The sequence below is a fragment of the Haliea sp. E1-2-M8 genome, from assembly GCF_030649675.1.
In the GTDB taxonomy this organism is placed as follows: domain Bacteria; phylum Pseudomonadota; class Gammaproteobacteria; order Pseudomonadales; family Halieaceae; genus Haliea.
In genome coordinates this window covers 1-1719 of record NZ_JAUTDR010000066.1, presented here as the reverse complement: position 1 = coordinate 1719, position 1719 = coordinate 1, and the positions used below count along the sequence as shown (strand labels likewise).

The 1719-nt window shown below is 53.1% G+C and carries 3 protein-coding genes; all 3 read left to right on the top strand.

The features are described from left to right. The first annotated feature begins 25 nt into the window (after positions 1–25). Positions 26–436 (top strand): cell wall metabolism sensor histidine kinase WalK, encoded by a 411-nt coding sequence (locus tag Q6D67_RS21525; protein ID WP_304707893.1) that lies wholly within the window; start codon positions 26–28, stop codon positions 434–436. A gap of 322 nt (positions 437–758) precedes the next feature. After that, positions 759–1460: a DUF4386 family protein gene (locus Q6D67_RS21520; protein ID WP_304707891.1), complete on the top strand. Its 702-nt coding sequence runs from the start codon at positions 759–761 to the stop codon at positions 1458–1460. A 33-nt stretch (positions 1461–1493) separates the two neighbouring features. Beyond that, on the top strand, positions 1494–1670 hold the full coding sequence (locus tag Q6D67_RS21515) for a hypothetical protein (RefSeq protein ID WP_304707889.1): 177 nt from the start codon (positions 1494–1496) through the stop codon (positions 1668–1670). The last annotated feature ends 49 nt before the right edge of the window (positions 1671–1719 follow it).

Here is a 1719-nt window from a genome sequence, read left to right as displayed (position 1 = left end):
GGCACAACCAGAGGCCGCCTGAGGGATGAATCTGGAGACCGGAATTACACCACTTGACGGGACACTACCTGAAATCGCCCTGAAGCTGGACATGGGGCGTATGAAGTTTTTGCTGAGAAATCTGCTACACAATAGCCTCAAACATAATCCACCCGGCACCCGGGTCAGCCTTTTGATCACCGAACAGGAAAAGCAGCTTTGCCTGGTGGTGGCAGATAATGGCAAAGGCATCCCGCAGGCGGCACTGCCTAAGCTGTTCGATCCTTTTTATTGCGTGAATAACACCACCCATCGCGACACCCAAGGCACCGGCCTGGGGCTGTATCTTTGCAAAAAAATTGCCCTGGCCCATGGCGGCGATTTAACCGTACAGAGCGAACCGGGCAAGGGCTGCCGCTTTATCCTGACCCTGCCACTGGCGGGTAATTTGGCTTGAGTGCATGTGCTATGGCTCGGGCATGCGAAAGCGATTCAAGGTCAGTTGCTGAGAATCTGCATGATCAGAGACCGCGCCCTGGACAGGATTTCCCTGTCCGTAAAAATTTGCTCAGCAACAGTCATAAGTGGATTGCTACGATTTGAGTGGTAACCATGCCTTGCCTTGCACGTCAGTCAGGCCCGCCTTTGAGCTAAAAGCCACGCCCGTTACACTTTGTTACCTAGCGTTACCGCCGATTTACCCGGAAATTTTTCCAGCCGGTAGGCTATGGCCCTGTGATTTAGTTAATGGGTCAACGACCCGGGATTAAGGAAACATCATGTCTCTGTCAAATACCGGCAAGCTTATCGGTGGGCTTTTCTTACTTCAGATCCTGGGCGGCATCTTCTTAAACTTCTTCTTTATGGAACCCTTTAAGGTGCCGTTTGCCAGTATGGATATTGCTGCGTTGTCCCGCACCCTGGGGATGGCCACGTTGCTGTCCCTGACATTGGTGTCGGTGAACTTGGTTATCGGCGCTATCGGCTATCAGTTATTTAAGGGAAGCCACCCCCTGCACAGCTTACTGATGCTGACCTTTGCCATCCTGGCGGTGGGACTGACGGCGGTAGAGTGCAATCAGTTGGGCCAAATGGTGGCGCTGGTATCCCAGCTCAAGGCCGAAAACGTGCAAAGCCTGGACGTGGGCATGGAGCTGTTGCGCAAATCCCTGGCTTTTGGGCGCAACGAAACCCATTTTATGGCGATTTTCCTGTCCAGCTTCAGCTTGCTGCTGTTCTACGCTTTGTTGTATTGCGCCAGTTTACTGCCTCGCTGGCTGATGGGTTTTGCTAACCTCGCCTGTGTTTTGCAGTTAATTGCCATGGGCAGCACCTTCTTCCAGGGCCAGGTATTAGTGCTACTGCAATTACCGCTGCTGCTAACCCAGATAGCCGTACCTGTCTATCTGATTGTCAACGGCATACCTCTGCCGGCGACTACAGAGCCAACTACACCCATGCCTATGACTGAGCGCTGCTAAGTTACAGCGCCAGAACTTTTCTCAGGAACAAACATGAACACTATGCTGTACTTTCATATTCTGACCGGTGTGGTCGGGGTCGTCAGCGGTTTTGCTGTGATCGGGGCAAAAAAGGGCGGCAACATCCATCGCGTTCTCGGCAGGACCTTTGTCATCGCCATGCTGTGTCTGGGCTTGAGTGGTGCGGTTGCGTATTCCGGACCAACGTGACCACTCATTCCGTTTCAACGTGACCGCCTGTTCCGGGTGATCGTGACCG